Source organism: Variovorax sp. GW822-FHT04A09, from assembly GCF_058801005.1.
In genome coordinates this window covers 308,997-332,316 of the sequence record NZ_JBXAMV010000003.1, presented here as the reverse complement: position 1 = coordinate 332,316, position 23,320 = coordinate 308,997, and the positions used below count along the sequence as shown (strand labels likewise).

Below are 23,320 nucleotides of genomic sequence, written 5' to 3'. Positions count from 1 at the left end.
CTTGCGACACGAGTGAGCAAACAGTCCGCGGCAGTCTCGTGCCGAACCGCACGTGAACGATGGAATGGTAGTCCTGGGCCACGCTTGCAGTGATCTATTTCTTGCACGAAAGCGCCGCCCTTTCAAAGAGCGTCATGTGGCAGTTTGCGTAAGCCGGGTTACAGAAAATCTTCGTCCACCACCAGCGACAGCACGGACCAACGCAGTCGCTGGGCCCAGTTCGATTCGGGCTCCCGGTTAAGCACCCAGCGGCGTCCGTCGCGCAGGAAGCTCCATTGCAGGCCGCCTCGCAGAGGTACCTCGCTCACGGTGAAGCTCGCGGGCATGCGCACGCGCTGGATCAGGTCGGCCAGCTCGCTGGCCAGCGCGGGGCTGTCGACGATCAGGCCCAGTTCGGTGTTGCAGTGCGCCGAGCGCCGGTCCATGTTCATCGACCCCACGTAGAACCAGCGCCGGTCGACCACCGCCAGCTTGGCGTGCAGGCGACCGAGCGAGCCGCGGCTGCTTTCGGTGTCGCTCCAGGCGGGATGCGCTTCGCTGGCCGGCATCAGCTCATACAGCATGGCGCCCATCTGCAAGAGGGCGCTGCGGTAGCGCGCGTAGCCATAGTGCACCAGCGGCTCGTCGGTGGTGGCGAGCGAATTGGTCATCACCGACACGCGCGCGCCCTCGCGGCTCGCATGGCTCAGGGCCTCGATCATGCGGGGCATGGGCACGAAGTAGGGCGAGACGACGAGCACCTCCGAGCGCGCGGTCCGGAACAGGTCGAGGTTCGCGGCCATGACCGCGCCCTCGCGGCCTTGCGGCGCTGCGGCTTCTTCGACGTTGCCGCCGGCATCATCAGCGAAGCGGCCTGGCACCGCCGCGTCCGCAACCACGCGCACCTGCGCAGGCACCAGCGCGACGCGCCCCTGCGCCAGCTGCGCGCCGACCGGGCCGCGTCCCAGCGCATCGGGTTCGTCGGCAGGAGGCATGAAGTGCGCGAGGTCGCGCACCAGCGCGGCGAAGCGTTCGCGCGCAGGAGCCGCTGCCGGGGCGCTTTCGGCCGCAATGGCTTCGAAGGGGTACGACAACGGTCCGTTCCAGAAGGCGTCGAAGCTTGCCGACAGCGCGCGCACCGCCGGCCCGGCCAGCAGCGCGTCCATGTCGATGAAGTTCGCCGGCTTGCTGCGCCCGAAGTACTCGTCGGCGATGTTGCGTCCGCCGGTGATGGCGAAGCTGTTGTCGGCAATGAAGAGCTTGTTGTGCATGCGCCGGTTCACGCGGCCGATCTCGTGCAGCGACAGCAGCACGCGCGTGCGCAGGCCACCGCTGCGCACCGGCAGCGGGTTGAAGACGCGCACCTCGACATTGGCGTGCGCAGCCAGCCCGGCCAGCATCTCGTCGTCTCCGCCCGTGTACAGGTCGTCGACCAGCAGGCGCACGCGCACGCCGCGCTGCGCCGCGTCGCGCAGCTCGCGCAGGAACTGCCGCCCCGCGCTGTCTGGGGCCACGACGTAGTACTGCGCGTCGACGGTGTGCCGTGCGGCCTGCGCGAGTGCGATGCGTGCGTCGAAGGCCTGGTCGCCGCCCGGCAGCAGGCGTACGCCGGATGCATCGGGCATCGCGGACATCGCGCTGTCCGCAGCCGGCAGCGACGCGGCGGCGATGCGCGCCAGGGGGCTGTCCCCGAGGTCGGTGCGCGCGTGCGACGCGACACGGGGTACCTCGTTGGGCAATGCAGCGCAGCCCGCGAGCAGCGAGACGGCGAGCATGGCCGCGGCGCACAGCCAGCGGGCGAGCGCCGCATGCTGCAGCGCCAGGATGCACCAGCGGCACGCAAGGGGCTCCCATGCGGCACGCAGCGCGGCAAGAGATGGGGGGGTGTTCATGGCGGACCTCGGTGCATCGGATGCGAAGTGGCGATCGATGCAGCCAGTTTTCCGCGCGGCGCCCGCCGCAACCATTGCGCGCAGCGCCTAGTCCCCGGCGTGGCCATCCGACTAGGCCTTTGGTGTAGGTGCGCACGCTCGCTTCTTGGGGGGCTTTGCGCTAATCTGCATTCAGGACGGGGAGGGTCACCGTAGACGAGAGGCCTGTATGAAGGTTCTGCTGGTCGATGACCACGAGATCGTCTGGAACGGCACGCGCCTCCTGCTGGAGCGCATGGCCGCCGAGATCGAACCCGGCCGTCCCTTCCATTTCGACGCCGTGCGCGACGCCGAACAGGCCTGCCAGCGCGACCCCGTCGGCATCGACCTGCTGCTGCTCGACTACCACCTGCCCCAACTGTCCGGGCTGGCGGCGCTCAAGGCCGTGAAGGCGCATTTCGAGGCCACGCCCGTGTGCATGCAGTCGGCGGAAAGCTCGCCGCAGCGCGTGCGCGAGGTCATCGAGGCCGGCGCGGCCGGCTTCATTCCCAAGTCGTACCGGCTCGAGGACATGGAGGCCGCCCTGCGCGTGGTGCTGCGCCACAAGATCTACCTGCCGGCCGAGTTCGTGCTGGCCGACGACGTGACCCGCGCGCGCGACCCCGACGAGCTGCCGCGCGAGGACCTCGCCGGCTTCCTGCGCGTCGAGCTGTCGCCGCGCCAGCGCGAGGTGCTGGCGCTGGCGATGCGGGGCATGCCGGTCAAGCTGATCGCGCGCCAGCTGCTCATTGCCGAGGGCACCGTGAAGGTGCACCTGTCGATGGTCTACCGGGCGCTCGGCGCGCGCAACCGCACCGATGCCATGTGCCGCGTCTTCGACGCGCAGGCGGCATGGGCGCTCGAGGCGGCGTGAGCATGCCGGCCGCGCTGGACGATCTGGACGAACGGCGCCTGCAGGTGGTCGCCGAGCAGGCCGTGGGGTTGCGCTGGCAGATCCTGCTCACCGCCGTCGTCGTCGCGGCCATCGTCTGGCGCGATGTGCCGACGCCCTGGGTGCTCGGCTGGTTCGCGGCAGTGATCGCCAGCCGCGAGTGGCGCGCCGCCGCACTCGCGCGCATGGCCGCCGACCGCGCCCGCCCGATCGCCGCGCGGCTGCGCGCCACGGTGCGCTGGAACGTGCTGATCGGCGCCTGCAACGGCTCCGCGGCACTGTTCATGGCCCGGCTCGACCCGACGCTGGACGCGGTCCTCACGATGATCCTGGTGTCCTGGGGCGCGGGCGCCGTGTCGACCAGCGCGACAGTGATGCCCGCCTTCCTGGCCTACGCAGGGCTGCTCTTCGTGCCCACGGCGGCCATGTGGCTGGCGGCCGGCGGCTGGCTCGGCGGGGGCGTGGCCGCGCTGGTGCTGATGTTCTTCGGCGTGCAGACGCGCTTTGCCCGGCGCAACCTGCAGACCTTCGAGGAGTCGTTCGGCATCCGCGCCGAGAACCAGGCGCTGGCCACCTCGCTGGAGTTCGAGCGCGCGCAGCTGGCCATCGCGCGCGACCAGGCGGTGCGCGCCAACAACGACAAGAGCCGCTTTCTGGCCGGCGCCAGCCACGACCTGCGCCAACCCTTGCAGGCGATGGCGCTCAACGTGGGGGCGCTGCGCCACGTGGCGATGGCGCCCGATGCGCGCGCGATCGTCGAGGTGGTCGACAGCAGCCTGGAGCAGTTGCGCGCCATGCTCGACGCGCTGCTCGACGTCTCGAAACTCGACGCCGGCGTGGTGGTGGCCCAGCCGCAGCGCGTGCAGATCGACCGGCTGCTGACCGCCGTGATGGCCAGCTTCGGCGCCGCGGCGGCGGCGCGCCGTGTCGCGCTGCACACCGACTGCCCGCCCGGCCTGGCGGTGCGCACCGACCCCGACCTGCTGCGCCGCATGCTGGCCAACCTCGTCGACAACGCGATCAAGTTCTCGCCCGCGGGCGGGCAGGTCGAGGTGCGGGTTCGTACGCAGGACCCATTGGATGCATCGGATGCCGGGGTCGAGCTGACCGTGCAGGACAGCGGCCCCGGCATCGCACCCGAGAACCACCGGCTCGTGTTCGAGGACCTGGTGCAACTCCAGGCGTCGGGCTCCGGCACCACGCCTGCCGCGGGGCATGGCCTGGGCCTGGGCATCGTGCGGCGGATGGCCGAGCTGCTGGACGTGCCGGTCGAGCTCGAGTCCCGCCTCGGCGCGGGCGCCTGCTTCCGCCTGCGGCTGCCGCGCGCCGCGCCTGTCGGTGCCGACGGCTGCGAGGGTGAGGGCGCCGGCGCGCCGTGGAGCCTGGCCGGGCGCTGCGTGCTGGTGCTGGAGGACGACCCGATGGTGCGTGGCGCCTACCTCAACGCGCTGGGCGCGATGGGCTGCCGCGTGCTGTCCGCCGCCACGCTCGACGAGGCGCTGGCGCAGGTCGACGAGCCCGACGCGGTGGTGCTCGACTGGCGGCTCGGCGGCGGCGTCTCGGGCTTCGATGCTGTCGAGCGCCTGCGCGCGCAGCGCTCCGCACAGCCGGCGCTGCCCATCGTCATGGTCACTGCCGACACCGACCCGGCGGTGGTCGAGGCGGCGCGGCGTCAGGCGCTGCCGCTGCTGCGCAAACCTGTCGACGACCAGACGCTCGGCCGCGCGCTGGCCGCAGCCATCGGGCATTCCTGAATCCGCGATCCATTCCGCGAGGAGCCGAACATGAACGACGGTGGCCGCGACGATGACGATGCCCCCGGCGACCGCCTGCTCTCGCAGGGCGCCGAGGTGCTGGTGCGCGAGATCGCCGCGGCGCCGCCCGACGCGCTGCACTGCGATGTGCTGGTCATCGGCAGCGGCTACGGCGGCGCGGTGGCCGCGGCACGGCTGGCGGGCGCGCTGTCGCTGGATGCAGCGCCCGGCATCGCACCGGGCGCCGTGCCGATCAAGGTCTACGTGCTGGAGCGCGGCAGCGAATACCTGCCGGGCGAATTTCCGGCCACCTTCGCCGAGCTGCCGGGGCACGTGCGCTTCAGCATGCAGGACGGCCGGCCCGCGCGCGGCAACGCCTCTGGGCTGTTCGACCTGCGCCTGGGCGGCGAGGTGAATGCGCTGCTCGGCAACGGGCTGGGCGGTGGGTCGCTCATCAATGCGGCGGTGATGGAGCGCGCCACGCCCGATGCCTTCGAGGGCGGTGCCTGGCCGGAGGGCCTCGACCTTGCCGCGCTCGCGCAGGGCTATGGCAAGGCCGAAGCCATGCTGGCGCCGGAGCAGATCCCCGAGAGCGTGTCGAAGCTCGACTCCCTGCTGAAGGCCGGCGCGCGGCTGCATGCGGCGAGCGGCAAGGCCCATGTCGCCATCGCCTTCGCCGACGGCACGCGCACGCCGGCCCAGGTGGCGATGCACCGCTGCCTGCGCTGCGGCGACTGCGTGAGCGGCTGCAACCACCGCGCCAAGAAATCGCTGGACACCAACTACCTGGCGCTGGCCCATGCACGGGGCGCACGCCTGTTCACCGGCGGCACCGCGCACCGCATCGCGGCCCTGCCGGGAGGGGGCGGCTATGCCGTCGAGTTCTTCTTCACCGACCGGCGCAAGGCACGCACCGACAACGCCCGGCCCTACGTGGTGCGCGCGCGGCGGGTGGTGGTGGCTGCCGGCACGCTGGGCTCCACCGAGCTGCTGCTGCGCTCCAGGGGCCCGGGCCTGCCCGTTTCGCTGGCGGTGGGCCGCGGCTTCTCGGCCAACGGCGACATGATCGCGGTGGCGGCGGCACAGAGCGACGAAGCGCTGTCCAGCGCGCCCGAAGGCGAGGCGCCGGCGCAGCGCGGCATCGGGCCGACCATCACCGGGTTGCTGCGCACCTGCGCGACGCAGGGCGAGCGCCCGCTGGTGATCGAGGAGTTCGCCATTCCCGCGCCGCTGCGCCGCCTGCTGGCCGAAGTGGTGACCACCACCGACGCGCTGCAGGCGCTCGCGCACATGGACCTCGACCTGCACGCGCCGGACGAAGGGCGCGATCCGCTGGCCGTGGACGACGACATGCTGCGCCGCACGCCGGTCTACGGAATGATGGGCGACGACGGGGCGGCCGGCCAGGTCGGCTTCGTCGGTCATGGCGGCGAGGGCGCCGTGCTGGCCGACGCGCAGGTGCGCGTGGCGTGGCCGAAGGTGGCCGCACTGCCCGTGTTCGAGGCGCAGATGCGCGCACTGCATGCGGCCCACGATGGCGCGGGCGGACTCGGCGGGCGCGTGCTGGCCAATCCGCTGTGGAAACCGATACCGCCGTTCGGCAGCCTTGCCGACCTGGTCGGCCAGCTGGAGGACGTGGGCTCGGTGCTGACCGTGCACCCGCTGGGCGGTTGCCGCATGGCCGACCGGTGCGAGCGCGGCGTCGTCGACAGCTGGGGCCGCGTCTACGACGGCGCTGCGGGTGCTTCTGCTGTGCCGTCGCTGCTGCCGGGCCTGGCGGTGCTCGACGGATCGATCGTGCCGGTGTCGCTCGGCATCAACCCCTCGCTCACCATCGCCGCGCTGGCCGAGCGCGCGGTGCCCGTGCTGGCCGAGGACTGGGGCCTGGCGCTGGCCGGTTCGCCGCAGCCGCCGCCGTCGCAGCGCCCGTTGCGGCGCGACCTGACCCGTCCCCGCGCGCCCGCGCCCACGCGCGTCTCGCTGCGCGAACGCATGACGGGCCGCGTGCACATCGACGGCCAGGCCTTCGCGCTGAGCGCCGAAGTCGAATTCGAGCCGTTCGACGTGCCGACCCTGCGCGCGACGCCGCGCGTGCTGTCCCAGCCGGTAGTGGTCCTGCGCTTCGGCAAGGGCGACGACGCGCCCGTCGCGCATTGCACCGGCACCGCATCGATGCTGGTGCGCGAGAAGAGCGACAGCATCGAACGCATCCTGCGCAGCCACGGACTGGCCCGCAAGAAGCTGCTGGCGCTGGTGCAAAGCCTGCTGGACGCGCGCGCCGCATCGGCCGGCGGCGCGATCGATGAGGACGATGCCGTCTTCGAGGGCCCCGCCATGGCCGACCTGCTGGCGCTGTGCTCGCACCTGGGGCAGGTGCGCCTCATCGAGTACGACTGGACGGTGGCGCGCGTCGCGCACGGCGCGCCGCTGAAGGAGGGCGATCGGCTGCGGCTCACCAAGCGCATCGCGTTCGTCGAAGGCGGCAACCCGTGGCGGCAGCTGAGCGAGGGCGAGCTGCATCAACTCGGCCCCGATGCGCCGAAGCCGCTGGGCCGTCTGGTGCTGGACCCTTCCTACTTCGTCGAGACGTTGCAACCCCTGCTGCGCATCGAGCACCAGCAGGACATGCCCAACCAGCTGGCGGACCTGGCCGAGCTGGCGCTGTGGGTGCTGCGCATCGTGCTGCAGGTTCACCTGCTGCACTTCGTGCCGCCGCCTGACTCGCCGCAGCGCGACTGGGAGCGCCTGCCCGGTGAGGTGTACGGCGTGCGGCCCGAGCGGGTCGAGCTCGTCACCGCGGCCGGCCCGGGCAGCGCGCCGCCGCGGCTGCTGTCGCGCTACCACCCGCCGGTGCGCCGCGCGGGCACGCGGCCCGTGATGCTGATCCACGGCTACGGCGCGAGCGGCTCCACCTTCGCGCACAGGAGCATCCCCGGCAACCTGGTGCACAGCCTGCTCGCGGCCGGGCGCGAGGTCTGGGTGCTCGATCTGCGCACCAGCATCGGCTTCCCGAACCGGCCTCGGCGCTACTGGTCGTTCGACGAGGTGGCCGAGACCGACATTCCGGACGCCCTGCGCACCGTGCAGGCGGCATATGCGACACCCGACGAAGCGGCGCCCGTCCAGGTCGACGTGGTGGCGCATTGCATCGGCGCCGCCATGTTCAGCGTGGCGGTGCTGCGCCTGCCGGAGCTGCATGCCTCCATCGGCGCGGTGGTGCTGTCGCAGGTGGGGCCGCTGCTGCGCGCCACGGCCTTCAACCGCTTCCGGGGCTATGTGGCGGGCTACCTGCAGCAGTTCATCGGCATCGACGAGTTCGACACGCGACCCACGCTCACGCGCATGAAGCGCCTGCTCGTCGACGGCCTGCTGGCGACCTTTCCCTACCCCGACGACGACGGGGAGGCGCAGCGTCTGCGCGAGGCGCCGGGCTTCGCGGCCGTGCGGCACCGGGCCGACGCCATCTTCGGCCAGACCATGCGGCTGCACAACATCGGCAAGGACACGCTCGATGCGCTCGATTCGATCTACGGCTTCGTGAAGGTGCGCGGCCTCGCCCAGGTCGGCAGCTACGCCCGCGAAGAGGTGCTGACCGATGCCGGCGGGCAGGGCCATGCGGTGGGCTTCGAGCAGGTCGGCCAGCGCTTCGGCTTTCCGGTGTTCATGCTGCACGGGCAGCGCAACGCGGTGTTCGACTGGCGCGGCTCGTACGACAGCTTCTGGTTGCTCAAGCGCGTGTTCGGCAAGGACGAAGGCCTGCCGCGGGAACCTCCGCAGCTGCCGGAGCCGTCGGACGCTTCGAAGCCTTCCGGGGGCGACCTGTTCCTCGGCGAAGGTACCCCGCACCAGCTGCTGGTGCTCGGCGACTACGGGCACCAGGACACGCTGATCGGCGAGAAGGCCTGCATCGACGTGTTCCCGCACATCGTGCGCTTCCTCGAAGCCTTCGACCACAAGCCCGGCCGTGGCCATCCGGTGCCGCCCGACTGGCGGGCCAGCCTGCCGTGGACCGGCCCATGGCTCGGTCACGCGAGCCGCGCGGCGAACAATGCGGGCCGGCTGCATTGCCGGCTGGCGCTGCGCCCGCCGCCTGCGCATGTGTCGGCGCGCGCCGTGGTCTTCGTGCCCGCGTGGCGCCGCGACGGGCGCTGGTGCTTCGACTTCGCATGGATGGTGGGCCTGGAGACCACGCGCGAAAAGCTCCTGCAGGAGGCGGTGGAGATCGACCTGTTCGACGACCGGCTCGCCGACTACCAGGGCTTCGCGGTGTTGACGGCGCACGACGACCTGCCCATGGCGCGCGGCCCCCTCGAGGTGCTGGGCCGGCGGCTGCCGGCCGGGCTGTTCGCGCAGCCGCAGGACGAACCCATCGAGCCCATCCGCAACCAGGTGATGAAGACACTGGACGCGGCCACCGACGCGCAGCGCGAGCGCGCCGTGGTGCGCCTCGACCCCGCATGGACCGGCGCCGTGCAGCGCGAGGGCGAGCCCGCACAGGCCTCGCTGTGCTTCGTGCTCGCCAGTTGCCAGTACGTGCCGGGCCTGGTCGACCGGGTGCCCGCACAGGCGTCGTACCGGCGGCTCGCGCAGCGGCTCGAGGTGCTCGCGCCACCGCACAAGCCGCAACTGCTGGTGCTGGCCGGCGACCAGGTGTATGTCGACCAGACCGCGGGGCTCTTCGTGCCGGCCGGCGGCGACGACGTCGGCCAGGCCTATGCGCTCACCTTCAGGCTGGAGGCGCTGCGGCAGGTGATGGCCTCGCTGCCGACCTGTCCGCTGCTCGACGATCACGAGGTGATGGACGACTGGGAGCCGGGCCCCGACCCCTACCGAACGCCGGCCGTGCGCGCCGCGCTCGACGGCTACGTCGCGCAGCAGCACAAGCTGGTGCGGGGCATCGGCCCGCAGCGCGACCCGCGTCCCTTCGACTACCGCATGGCGCCGGCCGGCTTTCCGTTCTACATGCTCGACACGCGCAGCACGCGACAGCGGCGGGCGCTGCGCACGGACGCGCAAGCCACGCCGCTGGACCAGGCGGCGATCCGTGCCGAGGCCGGCATGGGCGACCTGAAGAAGTGGCTCGAGGCCGCGCCCGCCGACTTGCCCAAGTTCATCGTGTCGCCGGTGGCGCTGTTCCCGATGCCGCGCGCGGCGGTCTTCGGCGACCCGGCGCAACGCCTGGGGATGGACGACTGGAGCGGCTACCCGGCCTCGCAGCGCGCGCTGCTCGAACTGCTGCGCGACACCACCGCGCGCCACGTGGTGGTGCTGTCGGGCGACCGCCACATGTCGAGCGTGTCGAGCCTCTGGCTGCAGGCGGCGGGCGGGCCGGTGGAGGTGATCTCGGTCGTGTCCTCGGGCCTGTATGCACCCTGGACCTTCGTCAATGCGCGGCCCGACGCGTTCTGGCTCGACGGCCAGGTCGAGCTCGGCGCCGTGCCGGGTGCCTTCGGCGCCACCATGGTCACGGCGGCCGTGGGCACCGGCAACGGCTTCGCCGTGCTGCAGGTGGAGCGCGGCGCCACCGGGCATTGGCGGATCGGCGTCACCCTCGACCTGGACGACGGGCTCACGCAGTGCCTTCGCGACCTCGATCCGGCCGGCGGTGGCTGGACGGTGCAGGGGCCGGCGCGCTTCGCACGCAAGCAGCGCCTGTGATTCACGGCAGCAGGCAGAAGAAACGGGCCCGCGAAATCGACAGGCCGTTTACAGGCACCGTACGCACGACACAGTGCCATACAAGCCACTGCACAGTTGCCTTCACAATGCTCTTCCGCCGTCGCCGGCGCCGTTGCCACGGAGTTTGCGTAGGCCACCCACAACGCCCTTCGGCCACCTTGCCGAGGGGCCATCGGAGCACAAGCCGTGTCGTCGCAGAAAAAGAACGCCGCCTTCCTCGTCTCGACCTCGGGCCACCGCCTCCCGGCGTGGCCGTGGCGCGCAGGAAGAAGCAGGCCTCGTTCGCGTACGCCGGCTGGATCTGGCGCACAGAAAAGTAGCGCTTTTTAGTTAATGCCATGTAACGCCATCGGGCGTTACCGACAGGCCAATCAGGCGCTTGGACGCACGCGCTCGGCTGAACGCATGCCGACTGCGCGACGTCAGAGGGGCATGTCATGTTCACCCGTTACGCCATCCGTGCGCTGCTGTGCATCGCCGTCGTGCCGGCCATCTCGGAGGAGCCCGCACCCATCCATGGCCGCGTGTTCCTGAGCAAAGCCGAGGTCGAGAGCACCTTGATCGGCAAACCCATCGTCTCGAGCAATCTGTCGACCGGCATGGTCTCGCGCTGGCAGTTCTATACGGATGGCCGCGTCGACTTCGTCAACCAGAGCGGGCCCGGCAAGGCGTCGGGCAAATGGGTTCTCAACGCCGACGGCTCGATGTGCGTGACGATGATTTCTCGAACCGGGTGCCGCTACTGGTTCAGGAACGAAAAAGACGGTGCCATTGCGAATGCCAGGACCAGGGAGCCGAATGCGCCGACCGTGGCCGAGATACGGTTCGAGTGATGGTGCGGGGCAGCGCCCTCAACGCCCTCAACGCGCCGGTGATGAAAGCGCACGCATCCAGCGTTCGCGCTCTTCGTCTTCCAGCGCCAGCAGGCGCTCCGGCGAACCGCCGCCGCCGACCACGCGAAGGTCCTGCAGCTGCTTGCGCACCTCGGGCTTGGCAAGCACCTGGGCCACGGCTTCCTGCAGGGTGCGATTGGACGCGGCCTCCGAATTCGCGGGTGCCCAGAGGCTGAAGTGGTCGTAGGTCGTGTAGCCGCTCAAGGGCGCGCTCGAGCCCAGCGTCGGCCATGGCACACCTTCGAAGCTTTGCGGGTGCGCCGGGTCGGCAGTGGTGCCCAGCACACGCAACTGGCCGCGCCGCACGGCGACCGCCACGCCGTTCACGGGCGCGAACAGCAGGTCCACCGCATGCGCCTTGGTAATGACGTCCGAGTCGGGGTACATGCCCTTGAAGACCACGCGCTGCACGTCGACGCCGCTCGCTGCGCGGAACTGGCCGAAGGCGAGGTGGCCCGTCCAGCCGTCGTCGCCCGTGCCGATGCGCAGGCTGCCCGGGTGGGCCCGTGCGTAGGCCAGCAGGTCGTCCGTGCTGCGGATGCCCAGCGTGTCGGCCTTCGTGCTGTCGATGGCCAGCACCAGAGGCTCCGATGCCAGCAGCGTGACGGGGCGAAGGGAATGCATCAGCGCATCGATCGGCGCGGCCTGGTGCACGCCCTCGATGCCTCCGCGCGGCAGCCGCAACGCCGCGAGCAAGACCTTCTCGTTGCCGCCCTCCGTCATCAGCCGGCGATAGTCGGCCTCGGTGGCTGTCGGCACGTGATCGACCTGCACGCTGCGTCCCAGCAGGGTGGGCAAGTGGCTGGCCAGCATCTCGGCATAGTGGCCGCTGCGGCCACCGGGCGGAACCAGCACGGTGACGTGCAGCGCGGGCTGCGGCACGGCGGCAAGCCATTGCCCTGCATCGTTCATCAGGCCATAGCGTAATTCCCACGCGCCGCCCGTGGACGCGTTGCGCACCAGGGCGTCGACCACCCAATGGCGGCCCACGCGGTGGAACTGCCGGATGATCGGCCGTTCGTCCTGCCACCCGGGCGGCCGCCAGTCCTCCGGGAACGCACCCGAGACGACGGCGTAGCCATGACGGAACCGGCGCGCCGATTCGAACTGCGGCGCGATCGCCCATTGGCCCCGCGCGTTCTGGTAGCCCCATCGGCCGGTGACCGCGTCCTTGACCGGCCGCAGCGCGGCGCCGGCATTGCTGCTGCCATGCAGTCGTTGCCAGCGACACACCTGCGGCGTGCCGGCGTTGCGCTGCAGATCCAGCCCGGCGGCGGTGCACAGCTGGATGCGCCGCTGGGCTGTGGCATCGGGCCGCTCGCCGAAGATGAACGGGATCACCATGCGTCCTCGCGCGTCGATCAGGCCCGAGCCGGTGGAGCCAGGCGTCACCATCTGCCGCTTGTAGTCCATCCACCGTGCAGTGGTGATGTCCCGCGGCGGGGCGGGGGGGCGCCACTGTCCCCGTGCATCGCGCAGGCCGGGCTGTGCGAACACCGTGTCCACCTGCAGCTCGGAAGGCATGGGCCTGGATCCTTCGGGCATCAGGTAAGAGAGGGCGGCGGGGGAGTCGGCGGAGATCGTGTCCTTGCCATCGCAACTCACGGGCGGAACGGCCCACTGGCCTTGCGCATCGATGCGCCCGTTGGCCGTGGTGGTGCGCAGTCCGCCGCCGGGCTTTCGCTCCACCAGCCACACCCGGTGCAGCGGCTGCAGTGCGGGATTGACGGAGATGTATTCCTGCCGCACGACTTGCCAGCGGCCGTCGCAGAAGCTGCGCGCCGTCGGCGAAAGGAAAAGCACGCGCCCGTCGAGGGCGTCGAACAACGCGGGGGCGCGCTCGCTGTGCTTGCCCGGATTCAGGCTCAGCCAACGCGCCCGTTCGATCAGGTTGGGGGCGATGCCGATGGTGAAGGTGAAGATGTCTTCCCACGGTGGCGCCTGTGCATCCACTGGCTGCAGTTGCCAGGTCGGCTGCATCGGCAACGCGCGTTCCGGGTTGGCGTACAGCGCCTGGTAGGTTGGTGGCGCTGCGCGGGCCGGACCGAGGGCGATGCCGAGCCACAGCAGGGCGGCAAAGAGACGCAGCCGCTTCATCGGGCGAGCAAGAAACAAGGGTTCAGCCTCGGGTCGTGGCCGCAGATGGAGGCCATTCCATCGCAGGCATCGCGGTTCGCCGAGGCGCTCGCGGTTGAACGCGCGGCGGCTGTTTGCCTGCTTGAACGATTTGTGGGCCCACGCTCAAACTTCGTATGCATAGATGCAAGTGAGCTCGGCCCCTTTCAGCGCGGATTGAAAGGGCTCGGGCGCATTCTTGAGGATGGCGCCAAAGCTGGCGTTGAGTTTGCCGGCACCCATGCTGCCTTTGTACTTGATGCTCTTGGGCTTGGCTTGAAGCTGGAGCTTGTTCGAACCGGACAGCGCAGCCTCCAACCTGAAGACGCCATGGCGGAAATCAGTGGACTCGGAGGTTTCCGCCTGGGGTGAAGCCAGGCGCATGGTTTGCCCGCCATAGGAGAGCTTCAGATCGACCTCCACGATGGAGGCGGGAACATCACCCACCAAGGTGAGTGCCTGCCCCGCGTGACTTCCGGTGCACTTCAGTCGTGCGGTATTGGCACCTGCGAGGGCCTGACCCGAGAGGGCGGACAGCAACACGAGGGCGCAGAGAGGAAAGATTTTTCTCATAGGTTTTCCAAGGCATTGACGCGATGCATCCCGCACGAGCTGCGAGACAGGCTGGGCAGCGCGAACATGCCGGTCACAGGCTCCTCCACAAAAACGTTTCTGATCATAGGCGGAGCCATTCGCCGCGGATGCTCCGCTTCTCATCGCTTTCCGCGCCCCCACTGGTCCGCCCAGGCTGACAACGGCTTCAGCGCCTTCGAAAGCCGCCGCCCTTCGTCCGTCAGTCGATAGCCACCCTCGGCATGTTCGACCAGATCGACTTCCCTCAGTTCAGTGAGCCGCGTGTTGAGCAACCGGGTGTTCGTCTCGCACGCGTCCTGCAGGGCCCTGAAGGTCAGCGAGCCCTCCCGAAGTTCCCAGAGCACGCGCAGCGCCGTGCGCCGGCCCAGCAGGTCCAGCGCGACCATGAGGGGGCGGCCGGTGGTGGAGCCGCGAACTGGGTGGCCGATGCGAGGTGTCGTCATGCTTTACTTTATACAGCAACGGACCTACGATGGCGTGGCCCTTGAATCAGGAGTCTGCATGCCCGCACGCATCGAGCCAGCAACGCCACCATTCGGTGAGGACATTTCCAGGTCACTCGACAGGGTGATGAAGGGACAGCCCCCCTTGCGGCTGTTCACGACCTTGGCACGCGACCCGCGTCTGTTTCAGAAGTTCTTTGCCGGCGGGTTGCTGGACAAAGGCCACCTGAGCATCCGACAGCGCGAGGTCGTGATTCACCGCACAACGGCATTGTGCAAATCCGAATACGAATGGGGCGTCCACGTCGCGGTCTTCTCGAGGCTCGCCGGCCTGACGCCAGAGCAGGTTCAGGCGAGTGTCACGGCTTCGGCGAACGATGCCTGCTGGTCGGCCGAGGACCAGGTGCTTCTGCGCCTGTGCGACTCCTTGCACGCGCACGCCGACATCGACGATGGACTGTGGGACGCGTTGCGAACGTACTTCAGCGAAGAAGCCATCATCGAACTGCTGATGCTGGCGGGCTTCTATCGCACCGTCAGCTACCTCACGAACGGGCTGCGCCTGCCTCTGGAAGCGTCGGGCGCGCGATTCCCCGCTTGAGGCTGTCAACCAGCGTGCAACCCCAGGAGAAATCTCGATGATCAAGGTCAGTGTCATGTACCCCTACGCCGCAGGCGCGCGGTTCGATCACGCGTACTACCGCGAGAGGCACATGCCCATGATGAAACGACTGCTCGGCGCTGCGTGCCTGTACTACATGGTGGACAAGGGCATCTCGGGGCGTGGTGTGGGCACCGACCCTGCGTACATCGCCAAGTGCGACTTCGTCTGCACTTCCGTCGACGCGTACCGGGCAGCCTCTGCCCAGCACCAGGAGGAGATCCGGGGCGACATCGCCAACTACACGGACATTCAACCCATGGTGCAGATCAGCGAGGTGGTCGTGGAGCGTTCGGAGGCCTGAGTTCCCTCGGAGCACGGGGCGTCGGCATGGAGAACAAGCCAATGAGTACGGACAGCCGCATCATCGTGTCGCTCGACTTCCCAGCCGCCGCATTGGCGGCGGACCTCGTGAAGCAGCTGGGCGCAGCGACCACGCACTACAAGGTCGGCCTGCAGCTGCTGACCGCGGCGGGACCTTCGGTCGTCCGCGAGCTCGCAGAGGCGGGGAAGAGCGTTTTCCTCGACCTCAAGCTGCTGGAAATCCCCAGCTCGGTGGCGGGTTCGGTCACCGCAGCCGGACATCTGGGTGCGTCGATGGTGACTGTGCATGCCTCAGGCGGTTCCGCCGTGCTTCGTTCGGCCGTCGAGGCCGCGAGCCCGTTCCCTCAACTGAAGGTGCTTGCGCTCACCGTCATCACCAGCATGAGTGACCAGGATCTGAAAGAGGTGGGCGTCGCCTCGACGGTTCCAGAGCAGGTCGCACGGCTGGGCCGTCTGGCCGCCGCAGCCGGTTGCCATGGCGTTGTTTCGTCGCCGTTGGAGGTGAGGCTGCTTCGCGAGATCCTGCCGCCCGATGCCCTGATCGTGACGCCAGGCACGCAGCTCCCAGGCGATGAAAAGAATGACCACGCGCGGGCTGCGACGCCCTCGCAGGCCATCGGGGCTGGCGCGACGCACGTGGTCATCGGCCGCCCGATATCGCGTGCCCCAGATCCTGCAGCCGTGTTCGCCGCCGTGCGCGCTGAACTGGCTTGCGCCATCCAATAACACTGGCGCGGTCAGGCGGGTTGGGGCTGGCACTTCGCCGCAGCGCCTGAACGGCCAGCACCACAGCCACGCCCATCGTGCGCAGGACACCGGGTGCTTCCCGCAGCGAAATCAAGGAGGAGGGCGAAGCCCGGGGGACATTCGCGGAGGGAAGTACCCGGTGGCCTGTGCACGCGCCCTGAAGAGTTTCAGCGCAGCGCTTCGACCAGATCCAGCACCATGCGATCCGGCCCGAAGACCTCGACCCCGTGCGCCAGCAAGGCATCCACAGCCTGCGCGATGCCATGGCTCGAAGACGACTGTTCCGCCATGTCGTTGTAATACCCCAGGTCCTTCTTCGCATTCGCCATCGAGAACTTCAGCGAATCGGTGCTGCCCGTCAGCAGCTTGGGCTTGAGGCGTTCCAGCGCCACGCCGTTGCCGCCGCCCTTGGCGAGCACGTCCACGAACACCTCGGGCTTCACGCCGGCGCGTTGCGCGCAGGCCGCGGCCTCGCACAGCAGCGCCACAGTGCCCAGCGACACGAAGTTGTGCAGCAGCTTCATCGCATGGCCCGCGCCCACATCGCCGACGTGCGTGACGTTCTCGGCGAAGCAGCGCAGCAGCGGCAGGCACGAGGCCAGCACCTCGGCGTCGCCACCCACCAGCAGGTTCAGCCGGCCTTCGGCGGCCTCCTTGGCGGTGCGGGTCATCGGCGTGTCGAGGAAGCGACCGCCCTTGGCGTGCACGGCCTGCGCGACCTTGGCGGTGGAGGCGGGCACGGCGGTGGAGCAGTCGATGACCACGGTGCCGGGGCGCAGCGTGCTCAGCGCGCCGTTGTCGCCCAGCATCACGGCCTCGACCTGCGGCGTGCCGGTCACGCACAGGATCAGCACATCGACCTGCGCGGCCAGCGTGGCCACGTCTTTGACCGAGGTGGCGCCGGCCTTCAGCAGGTCGTCGATCGGCTGGTTGCCCGCGTGCTCCAACACGGTGAGCTGGTGGCCATGCTTGACGATGTTGCTGGCGATGCCGTGGCCCATCAGGCCGACGCCGACGAGGCCGACTTTGCGCGAGGTTTGTGGTTGCTGTTCAGTGGTGGTCATGAATTCATCCGTGCTTGATGGCGATGGTCTTGAGGGTCGTGAAGCCGAGCAGGGCCTCGAAGCCCTTCTCGCGGCCGAAGCCACTCGACTTCACGCCGCCGAAGGGCAGTTCTACACCACCCGCCGCCCCGTAATTGTTCACGAACACCTGGCCGCAATGCAGCTTGTGCGCCATGCGCAGCTGGCGCGCGCCGTCGCGCGTCCACACGCCGGCCACCAGGCCGAAGTCCGTGCCGTTGGCCAGGCGCACCGCCTCGGCCTCGTCGGCAAAGGGCATCACGGCCAGCACCGGGCCGAAGACTTCGCGCTGGGCCAGGTCGCTGTCATGCGGCACATCGCGGAACAGCACGGCTTCCTGGTAGTAGCCGGTGGACGGTGCCTGCGGCGACACGGTGCCGCGCGCCGCCACTTTCATGCCGCTGGCCTCGGCGGTCGCGACCATGTCGCGCACCTGGCGGAACTGCTTCTCGTTGATGAGCGGGCCCATGTCCAGGTCTTCGGCGGGCGTGCCCGCGCGCACGGCCGTGAAGCGCTTGGCGAGGCGCTGCACGACTTCTTCATAGATCGACTGCTCCACCAGCACGCGGCTGCCCGCCGAGCAGGTCTGGCCGGCGTTCTGGATGATGGCGTTGAGCAGCACAGGCTCGGCCGCGTCGAGGTCGGCGTCGGCGAACACGATCTGCGGCGACTTGCCGCCCAGCTCCAGCGTCACCGGGCAGTGGCGCTCGGCCGCGGCCAGGCCCACGCTGCGCCCGGTCATGGTCGAGCCGGTGAACGAGATGTGGTCGATGCCCGGGTGTGCGCACAGCGCGGCGCCGGCTTCCTTGCCGTAGCCCGTGACCACGTTGAGCGCACCGGCCGGAAAGCCGACCTCGGTCGCGATCTCGGCCAGGCGCAGCAGCGACAGGCTCGCGTCTTCCGCCGGCTTGACCACGCAGGCGTTGCCCGCGGCGAGCGAGGCGCCCACGCTGCGGCCCGCGATCTGCATCGGGTAGTTCCAGGGAATGATGTGGCCCGTCACGCCGTGCGGAATGCGCACCGTGAGCACGGTGTAGCCGCGCTCGTAGGGCAGGGTGTCGCCGTGCAGCTTGTCGCAGGCACCGGCGTAGTACTCGAAGTAGCGCGCCAGCGCGGTCGCGTCGTTGCGCGCCACGCGCAGCGCCTTGCCGGTGTCGCGCGCCTCGAGCTGGGCCAGCTCTTCGTGGTGCTGCATCACGGCGGCGCCGAGCTTGGCGAGCAGCCGGCCGCGCTCCAGCGCCGTGGTGGCGCCCCAGGGGCCGTCGAAGTGCTCGCCCATGGCCTGGCGCGCGGCGCGCACGGCGGCGTCGATGTCGGCGGCGGCGCCGCGTGCGATGGCGCCGAATTTCTGGCCGTCGCTCGGGTCGATCACGTCGATGGTGGCGTTGCCTTCGGACGCCACGCGGCGGCCGTCGATGTAGTGGGTGGCGGTCATGAGAAGGTGTGTCTCCGTGTGGCGGGTCAGATCAATTCAGGCCAGCTCAGGCCAGGGTTTCTGTGCGCCGCGAATCTGCTCGAAGGCGCGGCTGAACTGCAGCACGCCCAGGTCGTCGAAGCGGCGGCCGGCCACCTGCAGGCCGATGGGCAGGCCTTCGGTCGAGTAGCCGCAGTTGACCGACGCGGCCGGCTGCTCCGACATGTTGTAGGGCACCGTGAAGCCGATGTGCTCCAGCGGCCGCATCGGGTCGTTGGTGGGCGAGGCATGGTCCGCGGGCGCGGGCATGTTCGGCGACACCGGCGAGATCACGAAGTCGTAGGCCTTGGTGGCGGCGACCGTGGCCGCGCGCGTGGCGACGAACTGGCTGTAGCCGTCGAAGACGTGCGCGCCCGAGAAGCCGGCCGCGCTTTCGGCCCATTCGCGGATGTACGGCAGGATCTTCGCGCGCTGTTCGGCGCTCATGGCCTGCATGTCCAGGCACGAGCGCATGCGCCAGAAGTGGTCCATGCCCTGCAGCATCTGCGGCGTCATGAAGGCCGGGATTTCCTCGACGTGCGCGCCGGCCGCCTCGATGCGTTTGGCGGCATCGCGCACGGCCTGCGCGATCTGCGGATCGAGCGGCAGGCCGCAGCCTGCGTCCATGTGCAGCGCCACGCGCTTGCCCTTGAGGAACGACGGATCGACCTCGAAGGCGTTCCAGTCGATCACGGGCGGCGGCAGTTCGGAATAGTCGCGGTCGTCGGGCTGCGCGACCGAGGCCATCATCAGCGCCGCGTCGGCCACGGTGCGCGTCATCGGGCCGGCGCAGCGGCCCATGTAGGGTGAGCTCAGCGGAATGCGGCCGAAGCTGGGCTTGAGCGTGAAGATGCCGCACCAGCTCGCCGGCAGGCGCAGCGAGCCGCCGATGTCGGTGCCCACATGCAGCGGGCCATAGCCAGCCGCAGCAGCCGCACCGGCGCCCGCGCTGGAACCGCCCGGCGTGCGCGAGGTGTCCCACGGGTTGCGCGAGAGGTCGTGAAAGCTCGACAGGCCCGATGACAGCATGCCCAGATCAGGCATCGTGGTCTTGGCGACCATCACCGTGCCGTCGGCCTTCAGGCGCGCGGCGGGGGGCGAGTCGTAGGTCACCGGCACGAGTTCGTAGGCGGCGGTGCCCAGCGGCATCGGGTCGCCCTCGGTCGCGAGGTTTTCCTTGATGGTCACGGGCACGCCGTCGAGCGTGCCGCGCGGCGCGCCGGCGAGCCAGCGTGCCTCGGAAGCGCGCGCCTGTTCGAGCGCGGCTTCGGGGCGGAACAGCCAGGTGGCGCGCAGCTGCGGCTCGCAGGCCGCGATGCGTTCATTGACCGCGCGGGTCACCTCGACCGGCGAGAGTTCCTTGGTGGCGTAGGCGGCGTGCAGTTCCTGCACGCTCAGGGCGTAAAGAGGTTTCGTCATGGCCGCATCAACCCCACGAGATCGCAGCCAGGTCGTTCGCGACGATCGGCATGTTCGGCCACAGGCCCTTCACTTCCTTGCGCGCAACCGTGGGGAACACGGCCTGGAACAGGAAGCCGTTGACGGCATCGTTCGCGAGCATCTTCTGCGCCTCGCCGAGCAGCGCGTTGCGCTTCTTCTCGTCGGGCTCGCTCTGCACCGAGGCGTACAGGTCGCGGAACTTCTTCGAGTCGTAGCCCCAGTAGTAGTCGGGCTCGGTGTACTTCACGAGGTCGAAGGGCTCCACGTGCGCCACGATGCTCAGGTCGAAGTCGTGCCCGCCGCCGAAGGTGCCGCTGAGCCACTGGGCCCACTCGACGTTCTGGATCTTCACGTTGATGCCGATGGCCGCGAGCTGGGCCGCGATCACCTCGCCGCCCTGGCGTGCGTACGAAGGCGGCGGCAGCGTCATGCGCAGTTCCAGCGGCGTCTTCACGCCCGCGTCGGCCAGCAGCTTCTTCGCCTTGGCGATGTCGAAGGGGTTGATGCCGGTGGTGTCGACATAGCCCGGCGCACCGATCGGGTAGTGGCTGCCGATGGCCTTGCCGAAGCCGTCGGCCGCGCCCTGGATCACCACGTTACGGTCCACGGCGGCCAGGATGGCGCGGCGCACGCGCACGTCGTCCAGCGGCTTGCGCTTGTTGTTGATCGCCAGGATCACCTTGCTGCGCGTGCCCACTTCGAGCACGCGGAAGCGCGGGTTGGCGCGGAACTGGCCCACGCTGCGCGTGCCGGCGCGCGGGAAGATGTCGATGTCGCCCGCCATCAGCGCCGCGGTCTGCGCGGCCGAGTCGGACATGAACTTGAAGACGAACTTGTTGACCTTGGCCAGCGCCGGGTTGCGGTACGTCGGCGACTTCACCAGCGAACAGGCCGAGCCGCGCTGCCAGCTGTCGAGCTTGTAGGGGCCGGTGCCCACGGGCTTGGTGGCGTTGGTGTCGGCGCTCTTGGGCTCGACGATGCAGGCGGTGGCCTGGCCGAGCATGAAGAGCAGGTCGGGGTTGGGCTGCGCGGTGGTGATGACCACCGTGTCGGCGTCGGGCGTCTTCAGGCTGATCTCGCTGAAGAAGCGCTTGTCCTTGTTGGTGCTCTTCTCGCCGGCCGCGCGCTCGAAGCTGAACTTGACGGCGGCCGCATCGAAGGCCTCGCCGTTCTCGAACTTCACGCCCTTGCGCAGCTTGAAGGTATGGGTCTTCAGGTCGGGCGACACGGTCCAGCTTTCGGCCAGCAGCGGCGTCACGCTGCCGTCGGCGTTGATCTTGGTCAGCGTTTCGAAGATGTTGTAGTGCGCGATCTCGGCGATGGCCGAGGCGGCGGCGATCGTCGGGTCCAGGCCCGGCGGTTCCAGTGGCATGCCGATGGTCAGCATGTTCTTGCCGGTCTGGGCCTGCGCGAACAGCGGGAAGGCGCCGGGGATCGCGGCGGCGATGGCGGTGCCCATGAGGGTGCGTCGCTTCAACATTCGGGGGTTCTCCTGGAAGAAAAAAGAGGCTGCCGGTTCGACCCGTTCGGGCCTACCGCGATGGCGTGTGCAGCACGGCCGACAGCAAGGTGCGTGTGTATGGGTGTTGCGCGTGGGCAAAAAGTTCGGCGGGCTGGCCGCGTTCCACGATCTGGCCCTTGAACACCACGCACACCTCGTCGCACAGGTGGTTCACCACGGCGAGGTCGTGGCTGATGAGCAGGTAGCTGATGCCGAACTGCTGCTGCAGGTCCTGCATGAGGTTGAGCACCTGGGCCTGCACCGACACATCGAGTGCGCTCACGGGTTCGTCGGCGACGATGAGCTTGGGGCGCGTGATGAGCGCGCGTGCGATGGCGATGCGCTGACGCTGGCCGCCGGAGAACTCGTGCGGGTACTTGTCGAGGTCGGTGGTGCGCAGGCCGACGGCCGCGAGCGCTTCGGCGGCGCGTTCGCGCTGCTCGGCGCGGCGCGTTTCGGCCAGCGCTTCGAGCGGTTCGGCGACGATGCGCGCGACGGTCTGGCGCGGATCGAGCGAGCCGTACGGATCTTGAAAGACCATCTGGAAGTCGCGCCGCGCGGTGCGCAGCTCAGCCTTCGAGAGCGTATGCAGGTTGCGGCCTTCGAGCGCGACGCTGCCCGAGGTCGGTGTGTCCAGTGCCATCACGAGGCGCGCGATGGTCGACTTGCCCGAACCCGATTCGCCGACGATGCCCACGCTCTTGCCGGCCTGCACCTCGAAGCTCACGCCGTTGAGCGCCTTCACGGTGGGCGGCGGGCCGAAGAGCTTTTCGCGCGGCAAGGCGTAATGCCGTACGAGGTCGGTCACCTGCAGCAGCGGGGTCGAAGAGGAAGACGTCGAAGTCATCGGGGTGCTCATGCGGCGGCCAGCGTGGCGTGCACGGCGACGGCGTCGAGGTGCAGGCAGCTCACCGCATGGCCGTTGGGTTGGCGCGCCACCGGCGGTTTCGTGGTGTGGCAGGCGTCGGTCGTGAAGTCGCAGCGGCCCGCGAAGCCGCAGCCGCGCGGAATGTCGACCAGCTCGGGCACGCTGCCGCGGATGGTGGGCAGCCGGCCCGCGCGCACGGCGCCGAGCGCGGGGCGCGCGGCGAACAGGCCGCGCGTGTAGGGGTGGGCACGGTCGGCAAAGACCGTCTCGGTCGGGCCGCTTTCCACGGCGCTGCCGCCGTACATCACGAGCATGCGCTGCACGCTGCTGGCGATCACGCCGAGGTCGTGCGAGATGAGGATCAGCGCCATGCCCATTTCGGCGACCAGGCCCTGGATCAGGTCGAGCACCTGCTTCTGGATCGTCACGTCGAGCGCGGTGGTGGGCTCGTCGGCGATCAGCAGGTCAGGTCCGCAGGCCAGCGCCATCGCGATGCCGATGCGCTGGCGTTGCCCGCCGGAGAACTGGTGCGGGTAGGCGTCGAGGCGCGAGGCGGCATCGGGAATGCCGACGCGGTCGAGCAGGTCGAGCGCTTCCTTGCGCGCCTGCGCCTTGGTGAGGCCGCGGTGCAGCATCAGCGGTTCGCCGACCTGGCGCGCGATGGTGTGCACGGGGTTCAGCGCCGTCATCGGTTCCTGGAAGATCATGCCGATGCGGTTGCCGCGCAGCTGGCACATCTGCTTTTCGGGCAGGCCCACGAGTTCCTGGCCGTCGAGCTTGATGCTGCCCGTGACCTTGGCGGTGGAGGGCAGCAGGCCCATGAGCGACATCACGGTGATCGACTTGCCGCAGCCTGATTCGCCGACGATGCCCAGCGTTTCGCCGCGCTCCAGCGAGAAGGAAATGCCGCGCACGGCTTCGGCCGGGCCGCGCTGGGTCTGCAGGCCGATGTGGAGGTCGTTGACTTCGAGGAGGGGCATGGCGG

General features: G+C 69.6%; 17 protein-coding genes. 7 read left to right on the top strand and 10 right to left on the bottom strand.

All coding sequences use genetic code 11. From position 1 onward, the window contains the following. Positions 1-158: 158 nt before the first annotated feature. Entirely contained in the window at positions 159-1,871 is a 1,713-nt protein-coding gene (locus AC1RLW_RS18005; RefSeq protein WP_493194291.1) for a phospholipase D-like domain-containing protein, read from the bottom strand. A gap of 208 nt (positions 1,872-2,079) precedes the next feature. Between AC1RLW_RS18005 and AC1RLW_RS18000 the strand changes: the two genes are divergently transcribed. The 4 genes from AC1RLW_RS18000 (at position 2,080) to AC1RLW_RS17985 (ending at position 11,047) form a co-directional block, all read left to right on the top strand. Next, the gene (locus tag AC1RLW_RS18000) at positions 2,080-2,763 is read left to right on the top strand and encodes a response regulator (protein ID WP_159277998.1); all 684 of its coding nucleotides are present in this window, start codon (positions 2,080-2,082) and stop codon (positions 2,761-2,763) included. Next, positions 2,742-4,535 (top strand): hybrid sensor histidine kinase/response regulator, encoded by a 1,794-nt coding sequence (locus AC1RLW_RS17995; RefSeq protein ID WP_493194289.1) that lies wholly within the window; start codon positions 2,742-2,744, stop codon positions 4,533-4,535. The genes AC1RLW_RS18000 and AC1RLW_RS17995 overlap by 22 nt, the downstream gene beginning before the upstream one ends. Before the next feature lie 30 nt (positions 4,536-4,565). Further along, complete coding sequence (locus AC1RLW_RS17990) at positions 4,566-10,193, top strand: alkaline phosphatase D family protein (protein ID WP_493194287.1); 5,628 nt, start codon at positions 4,566-4,568, stop codon at positions 10,191-10,193. A gap of 458 nt (positions 10,194-10,651) precedes the next feature. Next, positions 10,652-11,047 carry a hypothetical protein gene (locus tag AC1RLW_RS17985; RefSeq protein ID WP_062479336.1) on the top strand — a complete coding sequence of 132 codons (396 nt, stop codon included), beginning with the start codon at positions 10,652-10,654 and terminating at the stop codon, positions 11,045-11,047. A 27-nt stretch (positions 11,048-11,074) separates the two neighbouring features. Here AC1RLW_RS17985 and AC1RLW_RS17980 read toward each other — a convergent pair whose 3' ends face one another. From AC1RLW_RS17980 to AC1RLW_RS17970, 3 genes are all read right to left on the bottom strand, one after another. After that, entirely contained in the window at positions 11,075-13,204 is a 2,130-nt protein-coding gene (locus AC1RLW_RS17980; protein ID WP_493194285.1) for a tripartite tricarboxylate transporter substrate-binding protein, read from the bottom strand. Positions 13,205-13,348: 144 nt separating this feature from the next. Then, on the bottom strand, positions 13,349-13,795 hold the full coding sequence (locus AC1RLW_RS17975; RefSeq protein WP_493194284.1) for a hypothetical protein: 447 nt from the start codon (positions 13,793-13,795) through the stop codon (positions 13,349-13,351). A 140-nt stretch (positions 13,796-13,935) separates the two neighbouring features. Next, positions 13,936-14,202 carry a winged helix-turn-helix transcriptional regulator gene (locus tag AC1RLW_RS17970; protein ID WP_206167852.1) on the bottom strand — a complete coding sequence of 89 codons (267 nt, stop codon included), beginning with the start codon at positions 14,200-14,202 and terminating at the stop codon, positions 13,936-13,938. A gap of 115 nt (positions 14,203-14,317) precedes the next feature. Between AC1RLW_RS17970 and AC1RLW_RS17965 the strand changes: the two genes are divergently transcribed. The 3 genes from AC1RLW_RS17965 to pyrF are packed head-to-tail and all read left to right on the top strand — an operon-like array spanning position 14,318 to position 15,970. Beyond that, the gene (locus AC1RLW_RS17965; protein ID WP_493194282.1) at positions 14,318-14,860 is read left to right on the top strand and encodes a carboxymuconolactone decarboxylase family protein; all 543 of its coding nucleotides are present in this window, start codon (positions 14,318-14,320) and stop codon (positions 14,858-14,860) included. Between the two features lie 37 nt (positions 14,861-14,897). Then, complete coding sequence (locus AC1RLW_RS17960; RefSeq protein ID WP_492729014.1) at positions 14,898-15,224, top strand: EthD family reductase; 327 nt, start codon at positions 14,898-14,900, stop codon at positions 15,222-15,224. 41 nt (positions 15,225-15,265) lie between these two features. Next, positions 15,266-15,970 carry an orotidine-5'-phosphate decarboxylase gene (pyrF, locus tag AC1RLW_RS17955; RefSeq protein WP_493194281.1) on the top strand — a complete coding sequence of 235 codons (705 nt, stop codon included), beginning with the start codon at positions 15,266-15,268 and terminating at the stop codon, positions 15,968-15,970. Between the two features lie 188 nt (positions 15,971-16,158). Here the strand turns inward: pyrF and AC1RLW_RS17950 are convergent, their stop codons facing one another. The 6 genes from AC1RLW_RS17950 to AC1RLW_RS17925 are packed head-to-tail and all read right to left on the bottom strand — an operon-like array spanning position 16,159 to position 23,315. After that, the gene (locus AC1RLW_RS17950; RefSeq protein ID WP_493194280.1) at positions 16,159-17,055 is read right to left on the bottom strand and encodes an NAD(P)-dependent oxidoreductase; all 897 of its coding nucleotides are present in this window, start codon (positions 17,053-17,055) and stop codon (positions 16,159-16,161) included. Between the two features lie 4 nt (positions 17,056-17,059). Beyond that, on the bottom strand, positions 17,060-18,508 hold the full coding sequence (locus tag AC1RLW_RS17945; protein WP_493194278.1) for an aldehyde dehydrogenase family protein: 1,449 nt from the start codon (positions 18,506-18,508) through the stop codon (positions 17,060-17,062). A 36-nt stretch (positions 18,509-18,544) separates the two neighbouring features. After that, positions 18,545-19,945 (bottom strand): amidase, encoded by a 1,401-nt coding sequence (locus tag AC1RLW_RS17940; RefSeq protein ID WP_493194277.1) that lies wholly within the window; start codon positions 19,943-19,945, stop codon positions 18,545-18,547. A 7-nt stretch (positions 19,946-19,952) separates the two neighbouring features. Then, the gene (locus AC1RLW_RS17935) at positions 19,953-21,446 is read right to left on the bottom strand and encodes an ABC transporter substrate-binding protein (protein ID WP_493194276.1); all 1,494 of its coding nucleotides are present in this window, start codon (positions 21,444-21,446) and stop codon (positions 19,953-19,955) included. Positions 21,447-21,498: 52 nt separating this feature from the next. Next, the gene (locus AC1RLW_RS17930) at positions 21,499-22,326 is read right to left on the bottom strand and encodes an ATP-binding cassette domain-containing protein (protein WP_493194274.1); all 828 of its coding nucleotides are present in this window, start codon (positions 22,324-22,326) and stop codon (positions 21,499-21,501) included. Beyond that, positions 22,323-23,315, bottom strand: a complete 993-nt coding sequence (locus tag AC1RLW_RS17925) for an ABC transporter ATP-binding protein (protein ID WP_493194273.1) — start codon at positions 23,313-23,315, stop codon at positions 22,323-22,325. The genes AC1RLW_RS17930 and AC1RLW_RS17925 overlap by 4 nt, the downstream gene beginning before the upstream one ends. Positions 23,316-23,320: the final 5 nt, after the last annotated feature.